Origin of the sequence: Streptomyces prunicolor (assembly GCF_045162825.1) — a bacterium.
In the GTDB taxonomy this organism is placed as follows: Bacteria; Actinomycetota; Actinomycetes; order Streptomycetales; family Streptomycetaceae; genus Streptomyces; species Streptomyces prunicolor.
This window is the reverse complement of record NZ_CP108676.1, coordinates 8256675-8280716: the sequence shown is the minus strand read 5'-3', so window position 1 is coordinate 8280716 and position 24042 is coordinate 8256675. Positions and strand designations below refer to the sequence as shown.

11 protein-coding genes (1 of these 11 cut by a window edge) are annotated in these 24042 nt (G+C 71.4%); 4 read left to right on the top strand and 7 right to left on the bottom strand.

Features of this window, described 5'->3' with window-relative positions; genetic code table 11:
• Positions 1 to 360: 360 nt before the first annotated feature.
• Positions 361 to 651: a hypothetical protein gene (locus OG588_RS37815; protein ID WP_405951140.1), complete on the bottom strand. Its 291-nt coding sequence runs from the start codon at positions 649 to 651 to the stop codon at positions 361 to 363.
• Positions 652 to 874: 223 nt separating this feature from the next.
• Between OG588_RS37815 and OG588_RS37810 the strand changes: the two genes are divergently transcribed.
• Positions 875 to 3142, top strand: a complete 2268-nt coding sequence (locus OG588_RS37810) for an NEW3 domain-containing protein (protein WP_405951139.1) — start codon at positions 875 to 877, stop codon at positions 3140 to 3142.
• A gap of 37 nt (positions 3143 to 3179) precedes the next feature.
• On the opposite strand, the gene OG588_RS37805 is transcribed toward OG588_RS37810, so the two are convergent.
• The 3 genes from OG588_RS37805 to acnA all read right to left on the bottom strand — a co-directional run bounded on the left by OG588_RS37805 (position 3180) and on the right by acnA (position 8315).
• On the bottom strand, positions 3180 to 4733 hold the full coding sequence (locus OG588_RS37805) for a sensor histidine kinase (RefSeq protein ID WP_405951138.1): 1554 nt from the start codon (positions 4731 to 4733) through the stop codon (positions 3180 to 3182).
• Positions 4730 to 5455 carry a response regulator transcription factor gene (locus OG588_RS37800; protein WP_026151399.1) on the bottom strand — a complete coding sequence of 242 codons (726 nt, stop codon included), beginning with the start codon at positions 5453 to 5455 and terminating at the stop codon, positions 4730 to 4732. The genes OG588_RS37805 and OG588_RS37800 overlap by 4 nt, the downstream gene beginning before the upstream one ends.
• 145 nt (positions 5456 to 5600) lie before the next feature.
• Positions 5601 to 8315, bottom strand: a complete 2715-nt coding sequence (acnA, locus tag OG588_RS37795) for an aconitate hydratase AcnA (RefSeq protein WP_405951137.1) — start codon at positions 8313 to 8315, stop codon at positions 5601 to 5603.
• Positions 8316 to 8628: 313 nt separating this feature from the next.
• On the opposite strand from acnA, the gene OG588_RS37790 reads away from it, so the two are divergent.
• The 3 genes from OG588_RS37790 to OG588_RS37780 all read left to right on the top strand — a co-directional run bounded on the left by OG588_RS37790 (position 8629) and on the right by OG588_RS37780 (position 10867).
• Positions 8629 to 9000, top strand: coding sequence for a hypothetical protein (locus OG588_RS37790; protein WP_405951136.1), 372 nt, complete (start codon positions 8629 to 8631; stop codon positions 8998 to 9000).
• A gap of 53 nt (positions 9001 to 9053) precedes the next feature.
• Positions 9054 to 9251: a DUF4236 domain-containing protein gene (locus OG588_RS37785; RefSeq protein ID WP_266862955.1), complete on the top strand. Its 198-nt coding sequence runs from the start codon at positions 9054 to 9056 to the stop codon at positions 9249 to 9251.
• Positions 9252 to 9337: 86 nt separating this feature from the next.
• Positions 9338 to 10867 carry a helix-turn-helix domain-containing protein gene (locus OG588_RS37780; protein ID WP_405951135.1) on the top strand — a complete coding sequence of 510 codons (1530 nt, stop codon included), beginning with the start codon at positions 9338 to 9340 and terminating at the stop codon, positions 10865 to 10867.
• Between the two features lie 57 nt (positions 10868 to 10924).
• On the opposite strand, the gene OG588_RS37775 is transcribed toward OG588_RS37780, so the two are convergent.
• From OG588_RS37775 to OG588_RS37765, 3 genes are all read right to left on the bottom strand, one after another.
• The gene (locus tag OG588_RS37775) at positions 10925 to 11500 is read right to left on the bottom strand and encodes an SMI1/KNR4 family protein (protein ID WP_405951134.1); all 576 of its coding nucleotides are present in this window, start codon (positions 11498 to 11500) and stop codon (positions 10925 to 10927) included.
• 107 nt (positions 11501 to 11607) lie between these two features.
• On the bottom strand, positions 11608 to 12831 hold the full coding sequence (locus tag OG588_RS37770) for a ricin-type beta-trefoil lectin domain protein (protein WP_405951133.1): 1224 nt from the start codon (positions 12829 to 12831) through the stop codon (positions 11608 to 11610).
• A gap of 37 nt (positions 12832 to 12868) precedes the next feature.
• On the bottom strand, positions 12869 to 24042 hold the end of the coding sequence (locus tag OG588_RS37765) for a hypothetical protein (protein ID WP_405951132.1). Its footprint extends 25687 nt past the window's final position; 11174 of the gene's 36861 nt are visible here — the last part of the coding sequence; its start codon lies beyond the right edge, outside the window; it ends in the stop codon at positions 12869 to 12871.

The following is a 24042-nucleotide window of genomic DNA, read 5'->3' as shown; positions in this document are numbered from 1 at the left end:
GGTGCGTGCTCTGGGGGTCCCCCCGGCCGGAGGCTGGGGGAGTGTCGGACGGAAGCCCTCGTACTGGTTGTACGTGGGCTTTCGGCCGGTGCGGCGAGAGTGCGTGCCGGGCGTCGCTGGGCAGGCGGGACCTTGCGGACACAGCCTAGGAACGTGCGGAGGTGGAGACGTGGGGTGGGGCGACCCGGCCACCCGACGGGTTCCGGACCGCCGGGCGGGTGGGAGCGCTCCCACCCCACTGTCCGTGAAGTTAGCGCGGACTGGGGAGGCTGTAAACGGCGGGCGGCACTCGAAGTGGCGCTTGGGGTGGCCCTGTTCGGGAGTCGGGCCCTGGGACGCACCGGTAAGCGGCAGCTCAGGTCACCCGGGCCAGCAGTGTCCCGGGTCGGAGTCGATGGCCCTCTGTACCGTTTCCAGCAGTGCGGCGAGGTCGGGCACCTGCTCCCACTCCGCGGCGGTGTAGTTCCTGGTGGAGCTCCTCCCCAGGGCGTTGATCTCCACGGTCCGCCTCCCCTTCCGGTCGGGGCCGGTGACACTCAGGCGCATGTACCGGATGTGGAAGCGTTCGGGGTGATTGCCGAAGATCTCCAGTACTCGGCCGTCGAACGAGTACAACTGGTGGCCGACCGCGGCCATGATCTCGTCGTCCACGCAGGGAACCTTATGCACGGCGATCAGTCGGTGCCAGGTCCCCGCCCCCGTCCCGCACCGCTTCCCTCACCACCCCCGCCACAGTGGCCCCACAGACTTGACCCAGTTTTGGCCAACCGCGCCATGCGGTGACTCGCGTTCGGTCCTGTTGACTTGCCATGTCCACGGGGTTTGTTCTTGACGGTTTCTGAGTCAGGTGAGCGTTGCGATGGAGGAACAGCTCATGAGAAGACGGATCCGCGGTGTGCTGGCCGCGTTCGCGGGAGCACTGCTGCTCACCAGTGGAGTCACCGCGACCGGCGGCCAGTCGGCGAGAGCCGATGACAACGGTGTCGGGCTCAAACCCGTGCTGGGGTGGAGCAGTTGGAGCTTTGTGCGCCGCAACCCGACCGCGCAGACCATCGAGGCGCAGGCGAAGGCGCTCAAGACCAGCGGGCTGGCGAAAAACGGCTTCGTCTACGCCAACGTCGACGACTTCTGGTACCAGTGCCCGGGCAGCCAGGGACCGGACGTCGACCAGTACGGCCGCTGGGTCACCGACCCCGTCAAATTCCCGCCGCGCGGCGGTGAGAACGGCGTCCAGGTCGTCGCCGACTATGTGCACTCCCTGGGGCTGAAGTTCGGCCTGTACGTCACGCCCGGCATCTCGCAGCAGGCGGTCGTCAAGAACACCGAGATCAAGGGGACCGCGTACCACGCCCGGGACATCGCCACCTCGACGACGGAGAGCAACTACAACTGCGGCGGCATGGTGGGCATCGACTACGCCAGGCCCGGTGCCCAGGAGTTCATCGACTCGTGGGCCGGTCAGTTCGCCGGGTGGGGCATCGACTATCTGAAGATCGACGGCGTCGGCACCTCCGACCAACAGGACGTCCAGGCCTGGTCGGAGGCGCTGCGGCAGACCGGCCGACCCATCCATCTGGAGCTGTCCAACAACCTCGACATCAACAACGCGGCCACCTGGAAGAAGCTCTCCAACGGCTGGCGCACCGGCGGCGACATCGAGTGCTACTGCGGTCCTGACGACAGCAGTTACCCCCTGACGACCTGGGCCTCCATCGCCTCCCGCTTCGACCAGGTCGCGGCCTGGGCGCCGTACGGCGGGCCCGGCGGTTACAACGACTACGACTCCCTCGAAATCGGGAACGGCGCCAACAATGGGCTCACCCCCGACGAGCGCAGGACCCAGATGAGTCTGTGGTCGCTGGCCGCCTCGCCGCTCATCCTCGGCACCGACCTGACCCATCTCGACCCGGCCGACCTCGCATTGCTGAAGAACACCGACGTTCTCGCGGTCGACCAGGACGGTATCGACGCCAAGCGGATCTCCTCGGACGCGAATTCACAGGTGTTCGCCAAGACCGAGGCCGACGGGGATGTCGTGGTCGGTCTGTTCAACACCGGGTCGGCTCCCCGCGAAGTCGCCACTACCGCTTCCGCGTTGGGGCTGCCCGCGGCGCGCGACTACGCCCTGCGGGATCTGTGGAGCAAGCGGCTGACCGAGTCCGCAGGGCGCATCACCGCCAATGTGCCGGCGCACGGTGTGGTCCTGTACCGGGTCCACGCCACTCACCGCACGGTGGCCGGCGCGGCTCCGGACGTGTCGTTCGGGCTCAACTGGGCGCCCGCGTCCAGCGACAGCACCACCCGTACCGTGACCGCGGTCCTGTCCGACAACGGGTCTCGGTCCGTCACCGATGCCGACCTGACCCTCACCGGGCCGGCCGGCACGAAGATCACCACGCGTGACGTGACACGGGCCCGGACGATCCGCGGCGGTCACGCGCTGAAGGTCACGTACTCCGTGTCCATCGCGCCCTCGGCGAAGCTCTTCGCCTCCAACGACTTCCAGGGGACGGCGAGTTACCGCTTCCGGTCGGGCGGGAAGACCCGCCTCACCGCCGGTGACACGATCACCGTCAACCACCAAGTGACCGCCCCTTACCGGACGTTCGCCTCCACCACCGCGAGCTTCAGCGAGTCCGGTACCCAACTCGGTATCCGGGCGCAGGGTGCGGATCTGTACAACGGCACCAATGAGTACGGCGCGATCTATCTGCCGGGTGCGGAGCACGACGGTTCGGTGACGACCGTGAAGCTCAACTCGCAGTCGGACACCGATGTTTGGGCGAAGGCCGGGATCATGGTCCGCAACGACATCACCCAGTCGAACACGTCCCCCGGGTATGTGGCCCTGGTCGCGACCCCGGGCAACGGCTATCTCCTCGACTGGGACAGTGACGGTGACGGAAAGCTCGACTCGCAGGACTCCGCCGGTACCGCCGCCTACCCCTCGTGGCTGAAGCTCGTCCGCAACGGCACCTCGTACAGCGGCTATTACTCGACCGACAACGCCACCTGGAACCTGGTCGGCACCATCGACGTCCCGACCGCCGCCGCCACCCAGGACGTCGGCCTCACTCAGACCTCGCACGCCTCGGGCACGGCGGGCGAGGCCGACTTCGACGGGTTCACGACCAGCCCCTAGACCACTCCCCCGGTTCCGTACGGCGCTCGGTGCTCTCCTACACCGGCGCCGTGCGGGCGCGCATCGCCGGTTCGACGGGCGGGAGTTGGGCCGCGGGGAGTTCGATGGTGAACTCCGTGCGGCCCGGGACGCTGGTGACGTCGATGCGGCCGCCGTGGGCTCCGGTGATCGCCGTCGCGATGGCCAGGCCGAGGCCGGAGCCGCCCTCCTTGCCGCCGGACCGGGCGCGGGAGGCGTCGGCGCGGGTGAAGCGTTCGAAGACGGTGGGGAGGAGGGCCGGGGGGATGCCGGGGCCGTCGTCGCGTACCCGGATGACGACGGTGTGGGCGGCGGTGGCCTGGACGCTCGCCGTGACCGTCGTGCCAACAGGCGTGTGCATACGCGCGTTGGCCAACAAGTTGGCCAACACCTGGTGCAGGCGGGCCTCGTCGCCGATGACCAGGGCCGGGGCGTCCAGGGACAGCTGAAGCTGCCAGTCGTGGCCGGTGCCTGCGGCGCGCGCGTCCCACACCGCCTCGGCGAGCACCGCCGCGAGGTCCACCTCGGCGGACTGCAGCGGGCGGCCCTCGTCGAGCCGGGCGAGCAGCAGGAGGTCCTCCACCAGGCCCGTCATGCGCGCCGACTCGGCGGTGACCCGGCGCCAGGCGAGCCCCGGTTCGATGCGGTCGGTGCCGCGGTTCATCAGCTCGGCGTAGCCCGCGATGGAGGCGAGCGGGGTGCGGAGTTCGTGGCTGGCGTCGGCGAGGAAGCGGCGCATGCGTTCCTCGCTGCGGCGCATCTGCTCCTCGCTGCGCTGGCGTTCGGCGAGCGAGGACTCGACGTGGTCGATCATCCGGTTGAGCGCGGCACCGACCTGGCCGGCCTCGCTGCCGGGGTCGGTGTCCCGCTCGGGCACCCGGGTGAGCGCGGTGACCTCGCCGTGCCCGAGCTGCGAGCGGGAGACCTCGACCGCGGTGGCGGCGACCCGGCCCAGCGGCCGTAGCTGCCGTCGGATGACGACCGCGCACAGGCAGCCCGCGACGGTCAGGCCGGCGAGGGCGACGACCGCCTCGACCGCCACCAGACCGCTGATCATGTCCTGTACGTCGTCCATCGGGAGGCCGGTGAGGACCCGGACGCCATCGGTGTTGAGGGCCGTGAGCCGGTAGGTGCCGAGGCCGGGCACGGTCCGGGTGTGCTTCGCGCCGTCGGCCGTGATGCCCTTGAGGGCCGCGCGCTGGGCGGCGGTGAGGTTCTGCGGCCGGGCGTCCTGCCTGACCACGGCCGCGGCGATGATCGAGCCGTTCGCGTCGAACCGTGCGGCGAGCGTGCCGACGGCATGGCCGTTCTCCAGGAGGAACCCGAGGTCCCCGGGGGCAGCCGGATGATGCTGGGCCCCGCCCAGGCTCCGTTCGGCGGCGTTGCCGACCCGGTCGTCCAAGTTGCCCAGCAGATAGGCGCGTTGGACGAAGACGGTGGTGAGGGACATCGCGGCGCACACGACGAACAGGGTGGCGCTGATGAAGAGCAGGAGTCGGGTGCGCAGTGAACGGCCGTGCAGGCGGCCTCGGTTGCGGATACGGATACGGAGCTTGCGGATACGGAGGTTCATCTGGCGTCCTCCACGGGCCGTAGGGCGTATCCCATCCCGCGCACGGTGTGGATCATAGGAGCGCGGCCCCGGTCTATCTTCCGGCGGAGGCTGGAGATGTAGACCTCGACGAGGTTGCCGCCGCCGTCGAAGCAGCTGCTCCACACCTGGTCGAGGATCTGCGCCTTGCTCAGCACCTGGCGGGGATGGTCGAGGAACAGGGTGAGCAGGTCGAACTCCTTGGCGGTGAGCTGGACCGGCTCACCGGCGCGCCGCACCTCGCGGGTCTCGCCGGTCAGGACCAGATCGCCGAGTACCCGTACGGAGTCGTCGGTCGGGGTCTGTTCGCTGCCCGCCCGGCGCAGCAGTCCGCGCAGCCGCAGCACGACCTCCTCCAGGGAGAAGGGCTTGGTGACGTAGTCGTCGGCGCCCGCTTCGAGGCCGTCGAGGCGGTGCTCGATCGCGTCGCGGGCGGTGAGCATGAGGACGGGCAGCCGGGGGTTCTCGTAGCGGAGTCGGCGCAGCACCTGGATGCCGTCGAGGTCGGGCAGCATGCCGTCGAGGACGACGGCGTGCGGGGCGCAGCCGCGGGCGATGCGCAGCGCGCTGTGTCCGTCCGGCGCGGGGTAGGGCCGCCAGCCGGCCTCGGTGACCGCGACGGAGAGCAGCTCGGTGAGCGCGGGCTCGTCGTCGACGATGAGCACGCGTACTCGGCTGCCGCGGGACCCCGATGTGCCAGTCATGTCCCGATTCTGTCCCGGCCTGCTGGGGGAACCCTGTGTTCCACCTGAGTCCTGGCGATGACCTGCGCGGACATGCGGCGGACAGACGCGGAGGGCCGCACCCCCGTCGCCGGGGATGCGGCCCTCAACTGCCTTGCCGTAGCCGCTAGTTGCGGATCAGGTTGCGCAGCACGTACTGCAGGATGCCGCCATTGCGGTAGTAGTCGGCCTCGCCGGGGGTGTCGATGCGGACGACCGCGTCGAACTCCACGCCGGTGTCGGTGGTGACCTTGACCGTGCTCGGGGTGGTGCCGTCGTTCAGCTCGGTGATGCCCGCGACGGAGAAGGACTCCTCGCCGGTCAGACCGAGGGACTCGGCGGTCTGACCCGCCGGGTACTGGAGCGGGACGACACCCATGCCGATGAGGTTCGAGCGGTGGATGCGCTCGTACGACTCGGCGATGACGGCCTTGACGCCGAGGAGCGCGGTGCCCTTGGCGGCCCAGTCGCGGGACGAGCCGGAGCCGTACTCCTTGCCGGCCAGGATGACCAGCGGGATGCCCTGCTCGATGTAGTTGCGCGAGGCGTCGTAGATGAAGGAGACGGGGGCGTCGGCCTGCGTGAAGTCACGCGTGAAGCCGCCCTCGGTGCCGGGCGCGACCTGGTTGCGCAGGCGGATGTTGGCAAAGGTGCCGCGGATCATGACCTCGTGGTTGCCTCGGCGGGAGCCGTAGGAGTTGAAGTCACGCCGTTCGATGCCGTGCTCGGTGAGGTACTTGCCGGCCGGGGTGTCGGCCTTGATGGCACCGGCGGGCGAGATGTGGTCCGTCGTCACCGAGTCGCCGAGCTTGGCCAGCACGCGGGCGCCGTCGATGTCCGAGACCGGGGTGGTCTCCATCGTCATGCCCTCGAAGTACGGGGGCTTGCGCACGTAGGTCGACTGGGCGTCCCACTCGAAGGTGTTGCCCTCCGGGATGGGCAGCGCCTGCCACTGGGCGTCGCCCGCGAAGACGTCGGCGTAGGACTTGTTGAACATGTCCTCGCCGATGGAGTTGGCGACGACGTCGTTGACCTCGGCCTCGGTCGGCCAGATGTCCTCGAGGTAGACCGGCTTGCCGTCCTGGTCGACGCCGAGCGCGTCCTTGGTGATGTCGACCTTCATGGAGCCGGCGAGGGCGTACGCGACGACCAGCGGCGGGGACGCCAGGTAGTTCATCTTGACGTCCGGGTTGATCCGGCCCTCGAAGTTGCGGTTGCCGGAGAGCACCGAAGTCACGGCCAGGTCATGGTCGTTGACGGCCTTGGAGACCTCCTCCGGCAGCGGGCCGGAGTTGCCGATGCAGGTGGTGCAGCCGTAGCCGACGAGGTTGAAGCCGACCTTGTCGAGGTAGGGGGTGAGCCCCGCCTTGTCGAAGTAGTCGGTGACGACCTTGGAGCCCGGGGCGAGAGTGGTCTTGACCCACGGCTTGCGGGTCAGGCCCTTCTCCACGGCCTTCTTCGCGACGAGCGCGGCGGCGACCATGACGTACGGGTTCGAGGTGTTGGTGCAGGAGGTGATGGCCGCGACCGTCACCGCGCCGTGGTCCAGCTCGTACGTCGAGCCGTCGGGGGCGGTGACCGTGACGGGGTTGCTCGGCACGCCGTTGCTGGCGGCCGGGGAGTCGGAGGCCGGGAAGGACTCCTTGCCCGCCTCGTCGTCGTCGGCGACGTAGTTGCGCACGTCCGACTTGAACTGCTCGGAGGCGTTCGCGAGGACGATGCGGTCCTGCGGGCGCTTCGGGCCGGCGATCGAGGGGACGACCGTCGAGAGGTCCAGCTCCAGCTTCTCGGAGAAGTCGGGCTCGGCGGCCGGGTCCAGCCAGAGGCCCTGCTCCTTGGCGTACGACTCGACGAGCGCGACCTGCTGCTCGTCACGGCCGGTCAGGCGCAGGTACTTCAGGGTCTCGTCGTCGATCGGGAAGATCGCGGCGGTGGAACCGAACTCCGGCGACATGTTGCCGATGGTGGCGCGGTTCGCGAGGGAGGTGGCGGCGACGCCCTCGCCGTAGAACTCGACGAACTTGCCGACGACGCCGTGCTTGCGGAGCATCTCGGTGATCGTGAGCACGAGGTCCGTGGCGGTGGTGCCCGGGGTCAGCTCGCCGGTCAGCTTGAAGCCGACGACGCGCGGGATGAGCATCGAGACCGGCTGGCCGAGCATCGCGGCCTCGGCCTCGATGCCGCCGACGCCCCAGCCCAGCACACCGAGGCCGTTGACCATCGTGGTGTGCGAGTCGGTGCCGACCAGGGTGTCCGGGTAGGCCTGGCCGCCTCGGACCATGACGGTCCGGGCGAGGTGCTCGATGTTGACCTGGTGGACGATGCCGGTGCCCGGCGGGACGACCTTGAACTCGTCGAACGCGGTCTGGCCCCAGCGCAGGAACTGGTAGCGCTCGCGGTTGCGGCCGTACTCCAGCTCGACGTTCTGCGCGAACGCCTCGTGGGTGCCGAACTTGTCCGCGATGACGGAGTGGTCGATGACCAGCTCGGCCGGCGCCAGGGGGTTGATCTTCGCCGGGTCGCCGCCCAGCTCCTTCACGGCCTCACGCATGGTCGCGAGGTCCACCACGCAGGGCACGCCGGTGAAGTCCTGCATGATCACACGGGCCGGCGTGAACTGGATCTCCTGCGACGGCTGGGCCTCCGAGTCCCAGGTGCCGAGGGCGCGGATGTGGTCGGCGGTGATGTTCGCGCCGTCCTCGGTGCGGAGCAGATTCTCCAGCAGGACCTTAAGGCTGTAGGGGAGCCGGGCCGAGCCCTCCACCTTGTCCAGGCGGAAGATCTCGTACGACTCGTCGCCCACCTGCAGCGTGCTGCGGGCGTCGAAGCTGTTCGCCGACACGACAGTCTCCTTCATTGATGTGCGCGTTCCCACCGCATCCTGCCGCTACGACGTCTTGGCCGATCCGCTAAGGTAAGGCTAAGTTAGGTAAGCCTTACTGCTAGATCGGCGGAGTGTGCGGCTGCGGTGCACCTCGGCATATATCTCGATGTCGAGATAACTCTAGTACACGGGGGCGGATTGGTCATGCCCGGCCGCCCCCCACCCCCTCACATTCGGACGACCTCGTTCACCTCCCCCCATAGATCGAACATGCGTACGATATGGCCCGGGCCTCGGGAGATACCCGTGCGGCCCTGAACGAGGGGGTACTTTGTCCAGAATTTCGCGACGGTCTCTGCTCGAATACTCCGGAACGACCGCTGTCGGCGCGATGGTCGGCGGCGCGGCGGCAGCGCAGCCTGCCCAGGCCGCCCAGGCCGCTGCGGACGCCACCGACACCGCGGACACCACGGCGCCCGACTTCCCCAAGGGAACACTCTTCGCGGGGACGGCCCTCCTGGGCGTCAACCCGGAGAATCCGCGGCTCACGATCAAGTTCAGCGTCTCCGCGAGCGAGGCACCACCGGAGGCCAACGACATCACCCCGGCGGAGATCGCCGACCTGCTCAACGACTTCGCCGCCTCCCGGGGCTGGCAGTCGTTCACCTTCTACGGCACCCCGGCGCCCGCTCCACTGAACTGACGCCATATCTCCGGGACTTCGGGGTACCCGGTGCGGGACGAAAGGGGGCGGGCATGCCGCTCACGTTCCGCAAGAGCTTCCGGATCCTTCCTTGGCTTCGACTGAACATCAACAAGGGGTCCATGTCGTTCACGACAGGTGGCAAGAGTGGCCCGCGCTACACGCGCAGCACCTCGGGGCGCCGTACGACATCGATGAACCTGCCCGGGCCGTTCGGGTGGCGCAAGACGCGCACCAAGAAGGACGACTGACGGCAGCCGGCAGGACTGCTGACCGGTCGTCACCCGAACGGCCCCCTCAAGAGGCGCCATCTCATATCTGAGATAACCTCGGCCTCATGGCAGACGACTACCTCGTACGTATCGGCAAGCTCATCCGTGACGCCAGGCAACATAGGGGCTGGACACAGACGCAGCTTGCCGAGGCGCTCAGCACCAGTCAGAGCGCCGTCAATCGCATCGAGCGCGGCAACCAAAACATCAGCCTTGAGATGATCGCTCGAATCGGTGAAGCCCTGGACAGCGAGATCGTCTCTCTGGGCTACGCCGGTCCGATGCATCTGCGGGTGGTCGGCGGTCGCCGGCTGTCCGGCGCGATCGATGTGAAGACCAGCAAGAACGCGTGCGTGGCACTGCTGTGCGCCTCGCTCCTCAACAAGGGGCGCACAGTGCTGCGCCGGGTCGCGCGGATCGAGGAGGTGTACCGCCTTCTGGAGGTACTCGGCTCGATCGGCGTCCGCACCCGCTGGATCAACGACGGCGTCGACCTGGAGATCGTGCCGCCGGCCGAGCTGGAGATGGAGTCGATCGACGCGGAGGCGGCCCGCCGGACGCGCTCGATCATCATGTTCCTCGGCCCGCTGCTGCACCGCATGGACAGCTTCAAGCTGCCGTACGCGGGCGGCTGCGACCTCGGGACGCGCACGATCGAGCCGCACATGATCGCGCTGCGCCGCTTCGGACTCGACATCGCCGCGACCGAGGGGCTCTACCACGCGCAGGTCGACCGGTCCGTCTCCCCCGGCCGGCCGATCGTGCTGACCGAGCGCGGCGACACCGTCACCGAGAACGCGCTGCTGGCCGCCGCCCGCCACGAGAGCGTCACGGTCATCCGCAACGCGTCCTCCAACTACATGGTCCAGGACCTGTGCTTCTTCCTGGAGGCGCTGGGCGTCAAGGTCGAGGGCATCGGCACCACCACCCTCACCGTGCACGGCGTGCCGACCATCGACGTCGACGTGGACTACTCCCCCTCCGAGGACCCGGTCGAGGCGATGAGCCTGCTGGCCGCCGCCGTCGTCACCGAGTCGGAGCTGACGGTCCGCCGGGTGCCCATCGAGTTCCTGGAGATCGAGCTCGCGGTCCTGGAGGAGATGGGCCTCGACCACGACCGCACCCCCGAGTACGTCGCGGACAACGGCCGTACCCGGCTGGTGGACCTCACGGTCCGGCCCTCCAAGCTGGAGGCGCCGATCGACAAGATCCACCCGATGCCGTTCCCCGGCCTGAACATCGACAACGTGCCGTTCTTCGCGGCGATCGCGGCGGTCGCGCAGGGCCAGACCCTCATCCACGACTGGGTCTACGACAACCGCGCGATCTACCTCACCGACCTCAACCGCCTCGGCGGGCGCCTCCAACTCCTCGACCCGCACCGGGTGTTGGTCGAGGGCCCGACCCGCTGGCGGGCCGCCGAGATGATGTGCCCGCCGGCGCTGCGGCCCGCGGTGGTCGTGCTGCTCGCGATGATGGCGGCGGAGGGCACGTCCGTGCTGCGGAACGTGTATGTCATCAACCGCGGTTACGAGGACCTGGCGGAGCGGCTCAACTCCGTCGGGGCGCAGATCGAGATCTTCCGCGACATCTGAGGCGTTGTCGTAGGTTGCCGCCGTGCCTTTTACGGGTGCGGCGGCATCCGCGACGGCTCAGTCTCCGAACATTCCGGCATACGGGTCCGGTTCACCGGTCCACGGAGAGATTCCGGCCTTCCGGAGCCGCTGTTCCTCCTCCTTGGGCAGGAAGCGGGCGGAACCGACTCCCCAGAGCAAGACAGCACCCAGCGGGCACTCGTCGAATTCCGCGCGGAACAGGCGGCAAAGGAACTCCACCATTCCGTACGGGTATTCGGTCCATCGCGCGTCGCCCCGGCCCCACACCACCACGGGCCACTTGTCCGGATCGCTGTCCGTGGCCGGCCAGCACAGAATGTCCGCGCTGGAATCCGCTCCCCAGGCGATGAGACGCGGAGTCTCCGCCGCCCCTCGCCCAGCGGCTCGCCACACGTCCTCGGCGTTCGCCGATTCCTGCTGCATGCCCATGTAGGAAGACTCGCCACCAGGACCGACGTGGATCTCAGGTGCCATCAGCGACAGATAGTCCTCGATGGCACCTTCGCCGTACTCGGCCATGAACTCCTTGTAGTCGCCGGGGAAGCGTGTTCCCCAACTGGCCTCGACAGCATCCCAGTCCACGGAGTCACCGGCTCCCGGAGGAGAGGGCATGATGCGCCGTATTTCTTCCAGCCAGGACACTGATCCATCACCTCTCGAAGGTTGTTACGGCATCGAGCCGGTCGGTACGGCGACGTGGGTGCGGACGACGGCCGCGGTTAACGCGTACTCCACTTCTGGTTGTCCTGGCCGTTGCAGTCCCAGAGTTGGAGTCGGGTGCCGGCCGCGGTCTTCTGGTCCTTGACGTCCACGCACTTGTTGGCCTGCGGATTGACCAGGTCGTTGCTGGAGTTGAGGCGGAACTGCTGGGCCGGGTTGCCGCTGCACACCGCGAGCTGGATCACCGCGCCATTCGCCGACGAACCCCAGGCGACGTCCATGCACAGGCCCATCGAGCGGATCGTGCCGTCCGAACGGAAGTCCCACTTCTGCCAGTTCTTGCCGGTGCAGCTGTTGATCTGCAGCGGCGAACCGTCGGTCCCCTTGTGACTCACCATCTCGATGCACTTGTTGGAGGCATGGCCGTAGATGGTGGTGCCGGGGGCGGTGGTCACCGTCTTGGCCTTGGTGGCCGTGGCCTTGGTCGTGGTGGACTTCTTCTTCGAACTCCCGCCGGAGGAAGCCTTCTTGGGGGCCTCGGCGGAACTGCCCACGACCACTCCGGCACCGGCGCCGCCGGCCACCGCGGCGCCCGCGCCGTTCTTCACCGTGTTCTTCTTGCCGCCGCCCGTCGTGAGCGAGGGGTTCGGCTTCGTCGCGGTCGGGTCCGGGCTGGCCGAACCGTAGGCGCCGGCGCCGATGTCCGGTGACGCGCCGTTCAACACCGTGCCGGCGTCGGCCACTTGGTCCGACGGCTTCGAGTCCGAACCCGACTTGCCGAGCATTCCGGACACCAGGAACGGCACGCCGATCAGCAGCGCGCCGGCGATCGCGGCTCCGGCGAGGATGCCTCGGGAGGGGCGGCCGAAGGCGGGCGCGGCGGCGGTGGCCGCGTCTTCGCCGGGCTCGGACCCGGATCCGGATCCGGCCGCCGTCGCGGCCAGGGCGTCGGCGCCCGGGTCGGGGGCGGTATCGGGGTAGGCGTGGGTGCCGGTTGCCGCTTCCGGGGTCGCGGTCTCGTCGGTACCGACGGCGGCTGCTGCGGCAACTCCCGTGCCTGCGGCGGCGAGTTGGGCCGGGGCCGTATGTGCCGCTGCCGCTTCCGTTTCCGCCTCCGCCGCGGTCTCCGGGGCGCCGGTGCGGGCGGCCGTCGTCTCGCCGCTGGTCGGCGGGAGTGCCGCCGCTTCGGTCTCGGGGGCGCCGCCCGCGGTGGTGTCCGGGGCCGGGGCGGGCTCCGTCCCGCCCGTCGCTGCCTGGTGCTGCGGGCTGTTCTTGCCGGACATGCTGTTCCTTCCAGAAAAGTGATCGGGTGACGACCGGTCAGTCGTCTTCCGGGGCGGGCGGGTTGACCGAGAACCGGTTGCCGTCGAAGTACAGGGTGAGCGGGGTGCCGTCGGCCGGGCCGAACCGGTGGGTGAGGTCGTCGGGGCCGAGCACCTGGACCGGCCGCCCGGTGTCGCGTGCGACCAGTGCGGCCAGGGTGGACACATAGGCGGGGGTGTCGGGGCGGGCCAGCACCAGGGCGAGGCGCGCGACGTCGTCCAGTCCGGCCTCCGCGACGGTCACCGTGCCGTTCTGGAGGATCGACTGGGCACGCAACTCCTCGGTGAGAGCGCCGATTTCGGCCAGCGCTTCGGTCCGCACCGAGGCGCCGGGCGCCGGGAGCACCGCGTCGTCGGGGGCACCGTGAGCCGCCACGTCGACCTGGGCCCAGGTGAGGAGGGCGGCGTGGGGGTCGCGGGTGCCGGTCCAGGTGGGGGCGGGGGTGGCATGGGCGGAGGTGCCGGGGGCGGCGAGGAGCCGCGCCAGCGAACGGACGAACGTCGCTGGGCGCTCCGCCCGCGATACGGCGAGGCGATAGCGGGCACCGCCGGAGCCTGCACCGCGCTGCCCGTTCGCGCCGCCGTCCTCGTCGCCGCCGCCGTCGCCGCCGTCTTCACCGTCGCTCTCTTCGTCGCCGTCCTCGTCGCCGTCGGACTCCTCGCCGTCGGACTCCTCGCCTTCGGGTTCCCCGGCGGTCACGCCCGCGGCTGCGCCCGGCCGGAACTCCCGTTCCTGGGGCTCCACTTCGGGCTCGCCCTCGGGTTCTTCCTGCGGGTCCTCCGTCTGTTCGGGCGCCGGGCCCGGGCCGATGCGGGCCGGTGTCGGGCGGGGAGTGCGGCGGGGCCAGGTGGCCGGGGTGGCGGCGAGGGAGCCGGTCGGGAGGGGGGCCGTGCCGTCGCCGGTCGCCGCTCGCTGTGTCTCCAGGAGGGTTACGACGTCGGCCAGATCCTGCTGCGCGTTGCGCTGCCGGGTCGCCTGCTCGGCCTGTTCCGCCAGCGCCTCGGCGATGTCGCGGCCGAGGGCGTCCAACGTCCCCCGGGCCTCGTCCCGCGCGGCGGTCATCTGGTCGCGGTGTGCGGTGGCTTCGGCGAGTTCCGCCTGGGCCGTGCGGTCCGTCGCGGTCGCCGTCACGGCGATGGCCCGGGCCCGGGTCAGGTCCTGGGCGGCGGTGCGGGCCGCGTCCCGGGCCAGACCGAGCCGGCGCGTGGTGTCGTCGGCGGCGTGCCGGGCGGTCTCGACGGCGCGGTCGGCCGCCGAGGCCGCGATCCGGGCCTGGTGCACTGCGCGTTCCGCCCGGATCCGGCGCGACTCACGCCGGGCGGGTGAATCGGGGCCGCCCGCGGCGGAGTTGCCCTCGGCGCGCTGCGAACTCCCGCCCTGGGTGGCCGAGTCGGCAGGCTGCTGCTGTACGGCCCGTTCCGCCGCCGCCAGTTCTCCCTCCGCCGTCCGGACCGCGTCGTGGTACTCCCCGGCCGCCCGGGTCGTGTCCGCCACCCGCTCGGTCTGGTCGTCGAGATCCGCGGTCAACTCCGCGACGCGGGTGCCCCGTTCCTGATCGGCGCGGGCGGCGGCCACGACGGTCCGCTCGGCGGCGACGCGTTCGGCGGTCGTGGTGTCCGCGGCGGTGCGGGCGTCGTTCAGGTCCTGTTCCGCCCGTGCCAGCGGCGGCAGGGCTTCCGCCAGCGCGCGTTCGGCGTCCGGCACCTCCGCCTGGAGCTGGGCCTCCTGTGCCCGCGCGGCGTCCTCCGCGTGCCCGGCCACCTCCAGCACACCTATCTGATCGCGTACGGCCGCCCAGTAGGCGTCGTCAGCAGGGGCGCCCCGGCCGTCCCGCCGCGCTCCGTCCCGACCCGCGTCGCTCGGACCCGCACCGTCCTGACCCGAGCCGCTCGGACCCGCGCCGTCCCGCCCTTCGTCGTCCCGCTCGTCCGACCCCGGCGCCACGTCGGGATTCCCGGCGGCGTCGAACCGCCGGAACCGCACGCCCTCGCCGTCCCGCAGCGCGAGTTCGACGGGCCGCCGTAGCAGCGTGGCCGTGCCCGAAGCGGCGTACAGGGCGCGGGCCGTCTGCTCGGGGCTGCCGTTCGTGGCCAGCCACAGCTGGAGCGTGTCGTCGGCGCCGGGTGCTTCGGGGTCCGCCTGGATGCCTTGGGACAGCAGGGTCGGGAGGTCGCGGAGCGGGACCGTGCGCCAGTCGCGCAGCACCTCGTCCGCACGGTCGCCCGGTGCCTGCGCGTCGGCGGCCTCGCGGGTCAGGGAGGCGCCGTCGTACACGCCCGGGTCGGTGCGGGAGGTGGTGACGCCGTGGCCGAGGAGGTCGCGCTCCAGGGGGCGCAGCCGGACCGTGCCGGAGACGTACCGGGTGCCGTTCGGGCCGTGCACGGTGAGCAGGGCGTCGGCGACGATCTCGTGGCTGCGGGTGCCGCGCGAGCCCGCCGGGGTGGTGGTGTTGCCGTGCTTGAGCCACTCGCGCCGGGTACCGCCGACGGCCGCGCCGGTGCCGGGGTCCTGGGGCTGGCGGGCCAGTACCGGCACGGTGAAGCCGAGGAGTTGGCGGTTGGAGTCGTCGGCGCTGAAGCCGCCCTGCGCCGCGAGGCTGCCGGTGATGCCCGCGTGCGAGGCGGAGCCCGCGCTGACCGTGCTGAGCCGGACCCGGTCGATCGTCACGTCCCCGGTGTCGGTCACCGGGCGCGGCCGGTACAGCTCCAGGGTGAGCCGGGGCGGGGTGCCGGGAGCGCTCTGGAACGGGTAGGCACCCGGCACCGTGGTGGTGAGACCGGCGGAGCCGCGCGGGTGGTCCAGCGAGATCGTGCCCGCCTGGAGGAGTTCGCCGATCCGTACGGCGGTGGCGTCCGCGGAGTCGGAGGCGGCGAGCGCGCGCCAGGAACGGGTCAGGGCGGGGGCCACCTCGCCGAGTGCGGTGGCGAGTTCGGTACCCGCGTCGAAGGCGAAGACCGGTGCGGGGCCGCCCGGCGTGAAGCGCCGTCCGGTCGTCGTCGGCCGGCGCACCGAGTGGCCCGCCGTCAACTGCCGCTCGGGCGCGGCGGGTTCGGCGGTCTCGCTGCCGGTGAAGCGCAGCGCGGCGGCGGTGTGCACCGTGACGCTCCGCGCCGGGCGGCCGAGGAAGAGGTGGGCGATGCGGTTGGCCAGCGGGACATCGGCGTCGGTGAGGCTGAGCACGCCGTGCTGGAACACACTGCCCGGCAGGTCCACCAGCCAGTCGGCGGTCGGCGTGGACCGTACGGTGGCGACGATCCGGTACGGGACGCCGTCGAAGTCGGCGACGTTGTCGGTGCGCAGCCAGTGCCGGTCCTCGGCGGCCCGGGTCACCCGGGCGGAGTTGCCGCGCACCGTGTCGACGCCGAGCAGCGCGCCCGCGCGGTCGGTGCGGGGGCCGCCGGTGGGCCTCGGGAGCCGGGTCTGGAGCTGGGCGAACCCGGAGTGCCGGGTGCTGTCGGCGGTCCGGTCGGTCACCGAGGCCGGGGTGTGGCCGTGGTACTGCTCGATGCCGGAACCCGCTGCCGCCGGGTGGCCGCGCAGCAGGCGCAGCGCGTGGTCGTCGGCGTCCGGCCGGGCGGCGAGGGTGACCTCGACGAGGCGGGCGCCGCCGTAGCCGACATGGCGGAAGCCGAAGCGCTGGACGTGGCCGGGGCCGCGGCCTGCCAAGGTGCGCAGGCCCGCCGTGGAGGTGAGGTCGGCGATGCGGGTGGCGACGCCGGAGAGGTACGACGCGTGGCCCGGGCGGGTGGTGCCGGGGGCCTCGTCCTCGACGAGGGTGAGGAGTTGGCGGCGCAGCAGGTCGGGGCGTTGCACCGTGCGGGTGGCGTCGGTGTACTCGTCCATCGCCTGGACGCTGCCGAGGCCCACCTCGCGGGAGGCGACGAAGCGGCGCGGCAGCTGGACGGAGCCCGGTACCGGCGCGGGCAGGGTCAGCCCGGGCACGGTCGTGAACCAGGCGGCGTGCCGCCGGAGCTGTGCCGGGGTGGCCAGGAACCGTACGGCGTCCGGGAGTTCGATCGCCACCGTCACGGCGCGGCCCTCGCCCTGCCCGAGCGCGTTGCCCACGGCGTTGCGGGTGCCGCGTCGGAAGGTGACCAGCAGGAGCGCGTCGGCGGTGATGCGGTGCTGGGCGCCGCTCTCGGTGGCCGTGCGGTTCACGACCGTCGAGGAGGTGAGCCCCCGTGCCTTGTCGCGGCGGGTGGTGCGGGTGTAGCGGCCCGAGGGGTTGAGAGTCGTCCTGCGGGGCGCGGCGGTGGTCGTGGCGGCGCCCTCCTGCTGCTCCGGGTCGTCGGCGCGGCGCAGCAGCGTGGCGCCGTCGTCGAGGCCGCCGACGTCGCCGTCGTTGCCGGCGGCCTGGTCGGAGCCCGGGGTCTGTACCGAGGAGCTGTTGCGGACCGCGGTGAGGCCGCCCGCCCACTGCGCGGCGCTGGACACCCCGCGCTGCTGTCCGGCGCCGTCGGCGGCTCCGAGCCCGGTCTCGAAGTACTGGGTGATCTCGCCCGAGGCCCGCGGCGCGCGCAGGGCGCCCCGGATCTCCACCGACAGCACCTCGTCGGCGGCGAGCCCGGGCAGGGTGAGCCCCTCGACCACGTAGGCGCCCTTGAACACCTGGTGGCCGCGGGCCAGCAGGGCGGCGGGGCTGCGGGCGGCGGTCAGCATCTCGGCCGTGACCGTGGTCGGGTCGGTGACCGCGGCGCCGGCCAGCGACTCGCCGACGGCGCGTCCGACACGCGCCACCGGAGCGGGAGTTCGCTCCGCGACCGCGTCCCGCATCCCGTCCAGCAGACCGCGTGCCGGATGCCCCGTGTAGGTGTTGCCGAGCACCGCGCGGAACGCCTCGTCCAGCGCGGCCGAGGCCTGGAACACCTCCACCATCGCGTCGTCCGGCAGCGGTACCGAGTAGGGCAGCGGGCCGCCCGCCGCGTCGGTCAGATCGAGCAGCGTGCGGTCGGCGTCGGTGGCGGCCCGCACGGTGTGCGCGCCGGGCGCCACCGGGACGGGCTCGTCGGCGGGCACCGTACGGTGCGTCGGCACCGACAGCCGCAGCAGGCCCGGCACCCGGTCCGGCGGCGGGGGCAGGGCCGGGTCGTTGGGGCCGGGCTGAGGGGCGCCGTGCGGGACGTACGGCTGCTGGACCGTCTCGTGCGCGAACCGCACCAGGGGCTCCTCCCCCGGTCCCTCGTACAGGTCGAGCGCCAGGTCGGCCGGCACCTCGAACACCTCGCTGCGCTGGCCCGCCCCGCTGCCGATGAACTGCTGGTCGTGCCCGAGGGACAGCTGCGCGCTGTTGTCGTGCTGCACCTGGTGGGAGCGCACATGGTCGCCGGTACCGCCGACGGTCCAGGCGCCGTCGCGCACCGGCAGTCCGAACGAACCGCCGCCGCCGTACGACGCCCCGTACTGCGAGCCGTTCTGGTCGGTGGCCACCGTCGACAGCGAGGACAGGCCGATGCCCTGCACATCGGGCAGCACCGTGGTGTGCGTGCTCTCGCCCGCGCCGCGCACCGCGCTGAGCACCAACCGCACCCGGCGGGTGCCGCTCACGGTCGGGATCTCCAGGAAGAGCGAGTGGCCGCCGTCCACCATGGCGTCCGCCGCGGCCCGCTGCCCGACCTGCGAGCGGGTCTGCTCGAACCTGCGCAGGTTGTTCAACTGGGCCTGCACCAGCGCCTCGTCGGGCAGCACGCGGTTGCGGGCGGTGGTGTCGCCGGGCAGGAATCCCTCGCGGCGCAGCCAGTTCTCGGCGTGCACGAAGAGGGGTTCGGTGCCCTGCACCTCCAGCGGTGTCGCCGTGGTGCCGATCGCCCGCAGATGCTCCAACTCCGCCGGAAGCAGCCGCAGTTCGTCCTCCGACGGCGCATGCCCCCGGGCGTCCTCGGCGGTCAGCACCCGCAGATGCATACCGCGCGGCCAGTCACCCGGCTCGAAGGTCCGCCGCCCGCCGCCCGGCAGATGCAGCACCAGGGTGTGGTGCACCTGGGCCGGGGCCAGCAGATGACTGCGGTTGGTGCGCACCGCGTGCATCAGTGCCGCGCTGCTGCTCTGGGTCAGCGCGCCGTTCGTCGCCGCCTGGACCGAGGCCCGCCCCAGCAAACCACCACCGGGACGCCGGGACGCGTCCGGGTGCCCCTCGGTGTGGTCGCCGGTGAACGCCGGGCCGACGCTCCCGGACAGGGACACGCCGCTGCTGAACCTCGACTGGGCGTCGATCTTCACCACCTGCATCAGGTGGCTCTCCAGGTTGATCTTCCCGGGGACGCTCCGCCGCAGCGGCTGCCCCACCTCCACGTCGGTCAGCAACTGGAACATGCCGACCGCGCGCCCGGAACCGTCGAGGAGCACCGGCGAGAAGACACCCCGGTCCCGCTGCATCGGCAGGGTTCCCCGCAGCAACGGCTCCGACAGGAACGTCTCCAGCTCTGCCAGGGAGTCCCTGTCCAGCGTCCGCAGTTGGGCGTCGAAGTGCTGCAGCGCCTCCGCGAGCAGCCGCCCCGGCTCCGCCACCGTGTCCACGCCCCACACCGGCAGAACGTCCAGACCCGCAGCCGGCGGCAACTCCCCCTCCTCGTCCCGCGCCAGATGCTGCGGGAACCAGAAGGTCACCGGCCCGTGCGCCTGTGTCGCCCCCCAGGTGACGGGCGCGGCCAGCGCCGGAGTGTCCAGCCGTACGTCCCACAGGGCGGTGAAGTCGTAGGGCTCCGAGGGCTCGTTGCTGCGCTGTGCCGTCGTCGACTGCACCACCGTGGTCACCGACGCGGTCGACGAGAGCTGGTTCAACGTCAGCGCGAGGGTCAGCGCGACATCGACACCGCGCACCGGGATGGCCCGGCTCACCGGGAACAGCGCGGTCCAAGGCAGCATCAGCGTACGGATGTTGCCGGACGCCTCCGACGACACCGACTCCTGGGAGCCGATGCCACGCCGTTCCACCCGTACGTCCCGCTCGGCACCCTCGGCCTGCCCGTACCGGGCCGCCGCCACCGGGTTCGCGAGCCGCATCCGCAGGTCCACGTCCCGGTCCCGGCCGTCCACGCGCAAAGTGATCCGGAAGCCCAGACTCCCGCGCAGATAGGGCAGGTTGAGCACCAGCGCCTCGGCGCTCGCCACCGTCCGCAACTGCTCCCGCACCGGATGCGTGTCCGGCGCGGCCTGCAGCCCGAGCGCCGTCATCACCTGCTGGTGCAGCCCGTTCACCACGGCCGCCGACAGCGGTTCGAGGAACACCAGGCCTACGTTGCCGTCCAGTTGGGACCCGTAGGCGAGGACGTACGTCGAAGAGGGCGCGGCGACCGGGGCGTTGGAGGTGGGCCAGGTGAGCGGGGAGTCCGCGGGGATGGGGGTGGTGTCGGGGTCTTGGGCGGGCGTCGTCTCGTCCTGGCCTGCGTGGTCGTGGAGTTGAGGACCGGACGCGGTGACGTTCTCGATCGTGCGGAGATAGCGGTGCGGGATGTGGACGGGGGTCTGCGTGGTCGCCATCAGGCCCGTCGTACGGACGGCCGTGCTGTTCGGGTGGTTGCGGAGCAGGAAGTCGTTGTCGCGCTGCTCGTCGGGCAGGCCCAGGTAGTGCAGGACCTCGTGGAGCAGGTCCTCGTCCGAGTGGCCCATGTCCAGGTGGAGTTGGTCGGCGCGGGCCGGGTTCACGGAGTCCGTGAGGGTGATCGCCTCGGGGTGTGCGGGATCGTCGATCAGGTTGAGGTTGATGTGCAGTTGGTCGCCTGAACCGGGCAGCTCCAGGCCGGAGTTGAGGTGCGTGTCCAGCAGACCGGTGATGCGGTCCTGGAGTTGCTGGGTGCGGGCGGGGCCGGTGGTGGTGACCGGGAGGTTGAGCGTGTAGTCCCGCACCCACGTGCCGTTGGGCGCCTGGATACGACGAACCTGGGTCCGGACGAGCGTCGTCGCACCACTCAGAACACCGGGGCGCGGCGCGCTGGACTGATCCGCATGCGCATCGAACCGCTCCGTGCTGTGAACAGCGGGACGGGCGTGCGAACGCAGACCGAACCAGGAGTCCTTCGCAGCCGGGTCCGCGACACGCGACGCGGGACGGTCGTCGGCGGCATCGCGGGTCGGCGCGGGACGGTAACGCCCGTCCGGCTGAACGCTGTTGACATCCCCAGGACCCCGAGGCGCGTTCGACGGAGTGATGGCAGCCGGACCCGCGTCACTCGCGCTGTAGTGGTTCAGGCCCGTGTAGTGGACCTCCAGCGCGGGCGTGTTGGTGGTCGGGCCGTAGCGCAGCACGATGCCCTGGGGAACGACGGTCGCGGTGGCGCCGTCGAGCGGGTCGGACACCGGCTGGAAGACGTGGATCGGGACGTCGAGGGTGTCGGCGAGCAGCGGCAGGAAGGTGTCGCCGAGCGGGTTCTCCCACTCGGTGGACCAGTTGCTCACCGCGTGGCCGAGCTCGCCCGCCTCGTACGCGGTGAGGGGGGCGGTACTCCGGTGGTAGCCGGCGGTCAGCAGCGAACGGCGCTCGTCCGGTGTCATGTCGGTGAGCGTCGGCAGTGCGTCCACCGCGCGGAGGTAGGCGAACAGCTGCCGGTTGCTCGGTACGGCGCCGACCGGTGCGGGCGGTGCGCCCGGCGTCGAGACGGCCTGCAGATAGCGGGCCTGGAGGTCGTCCGGGTGCAGGTCCTCGGCACGCGTCATGCCCTGGATGCCGTACCGGGCCAGTCCGTTGTCGACGTCGGTGTCGGACATGCTCCGCACCGTCCCGGCGAAGCCGTCGGCGAGGACGCCCCGGAGCTGGCCGAGCACCTGTGGCGGGAGCGGCCGGCTGCCGTCGCCCGCCGCCACCAGCCGGGTCAGCACCAGGTTCTGCAACCCCTGCTGCACGACCTCCAGATGGTCTGTTGCCAGGTTGTGGGTCCCCGGGTCCGCCGCCAGTGTCGTGAGGGTCTGCCGTACCTCGTCGGGCCGGGCGAGCCAGCCGGCGGTGCGCGGGGCGAGGACCGGGTCGGCCTGCTGTAGGCGGGTGCGGACCAGGTGCGGTGCGCTGCCGATGACTGCGTACAGGAGGCAGTTGCCGTCGCCGGGGGTCATGACGGCGCGGCCGTTGGGGGTGACGTACGGGGACAGCGCGGCGGCCGTCGGCGTGGCGTGCGGCCGGGGCGGCTGTACGCGGGCGGCCTTGGTCTTGCTCTTGCTCGCGTTCTTGTCGGTCCCGGTGTTCTTGCCGCCGCTCGTACCGGACTTGGGCGGTGCGCTCTTCTTCGGCGGCCGTTTCGACGTGGTCGGTGTGGGCGTCGTGGGGTTCGTCCCCGTGGTGGCGGTGGCGGGCGCCGGGGTGTGGGTCTGGCCGCCGGCCGGCAGGGGCGCGGCCGGGACGCCGGGGGCGGGCCAGCGCGGCGGGGTGGTGGCGAAGGTGGTCCGCAGGGACTGTTCGGGGGTCGGAGCGCTGTTCTGGACGGCGGCGGACAGGCCCTGCAGCGCGTCGGTGGCCGCCACCAGGCCGTCGCCGGCCCGCACCTGCGCGGCGACGGTGTCGACGACCAGCCGCTCCTGGCGGTCGGCCTCGGTCCGGGCCTCGGTCACCCCCGCCTCGGCGACTGCCGCGCGTTCCCTGGCGACCCGCAGGTTCTCTTCCTCGACGAGCAGAGCATTCGCGTCCTGCCCTGTCTTCTCCACGGCCTTCTTGTGGACCTCCTCCGCCCTGCGGATGTCACCCGGTCCGTCGGCGACGGTCTTCCGCGCCGTTACCAGCGCCGCCCGGTCGGTCCTGAGCTGTTCGGTGGCCTGCTGGATCGCGTTCTCAGCGGTGGTGATCGCGCGGACCGTGTCCTGAACCCCGGGGTCGTCGGCGACGTCGGCCGCGGGGGCGTGGGAGCGCGCGGTGCCGGGCGGGGCGGGAACGGGACTGGACGGCCCGTCCTGCCGTTCCTGCCCGTCCTGCGCGGCCTGTTCGGCGGCGGCGCGTTGTTCGCGCGCGGTGTTCTCGGCCCGCGTCAGCGCGGCCAGGGCCGTCCGGAGTTGCTGCTGCCCCTGGGTCTCCTTCAGCTCGTTCGCCGGGATCGCCGACAGCAGTGTCGTCTCGGCCTGCCGGGCGTCCGCGAGCTTCCGTTTCAGCCCTGCGACCAGCTCCTCGGCCTCGCGCTCGGCCTCGGTGGACTCGGCGGCCGTCTCCGCCGCCGCTTCGTGGGCGGTGTCCGCGGCGGTGACCACGGCCTGCGCCTGCCGGTGGGTCGCCACGGCGGCCGTGTGCGTCCGGTTGGCCTGCCTGCGAGAGGCGAAGAGGAGGTTCAGCCGCCGCGGAATATCGGCGAGGGTCTCGGTGGCGGAGTGCAGGAGCTCGGCCTGGGCGTGGAAAGGCGTCCACGCCGCGACGAGGGCCGTGTCGTCGGTGACGAGGGCACCGTCGGGGGTGAACTCCCAGCGGCGGATGCCCTCGGGGTCGCGGGTCATCAGCTCCAGCGGACGATTCCCGAGCACGGCCGTACGCGAGGCCAGGTAGAGGGCCTGGCCGAGGTGTTCGCCGTCCGGGTCTGCGCCGAGGGCCACCCAGACCTGAACACCGTCACTGCCGGCGGGGATCGCGGAGTGCAGACGGTCGGGCAGCGTGTACGGCTCGGCGGTGGCCCAGTCGGGGACGAGCGCCGGAAGGTCGTAGAGGTTCGGCGGGGTCTCCGCCGGGGTCAGGAGACCGTGACCGAGGACATCGCGTTCCTCGACCCGGAGGGTGACCGTGCCGGTGACGTGACGGGTGCCCTCCGGTCCCTCGACAAGGAGGTGCGCGTCGACGTCGACGACGTAACTGCGCGTGCCGCGCGCCCCGTTGGCCGGTGCGGAGGTGCTGCCGGACTTGAGCCAGTCGCGACGGCTGCCCGTGGTGGTGCCACCGAAAGCGGACGGCTGGGTCTGCCGCTGGGCCAGCGGAACACTGATGCCGCCGATCTCCTGGTTGTCGTCGTCACCGCTCAGGAGATGCGTGTACGAGGTGGCCAGCGAGTGGTCGGCACCTGCGGCTGTACTCACCGTGTCGGTCGTGTTGTGCAGTTGGTCGAGGGTCACGTCGTCCGCGTGGGTGGAACGGCGCGGGTTGTAGAGCGTCACCGCGATCGACGGGGGCTGTTCCGGCGCCCCCTCGAACGGCGTGCTGCCGGGCAACTCGCCGGTGAGGTCCGCGCCCAGCCGGGGACGGTCGAGGGAGACCCGCCCGGCCTGGATCAACTGCC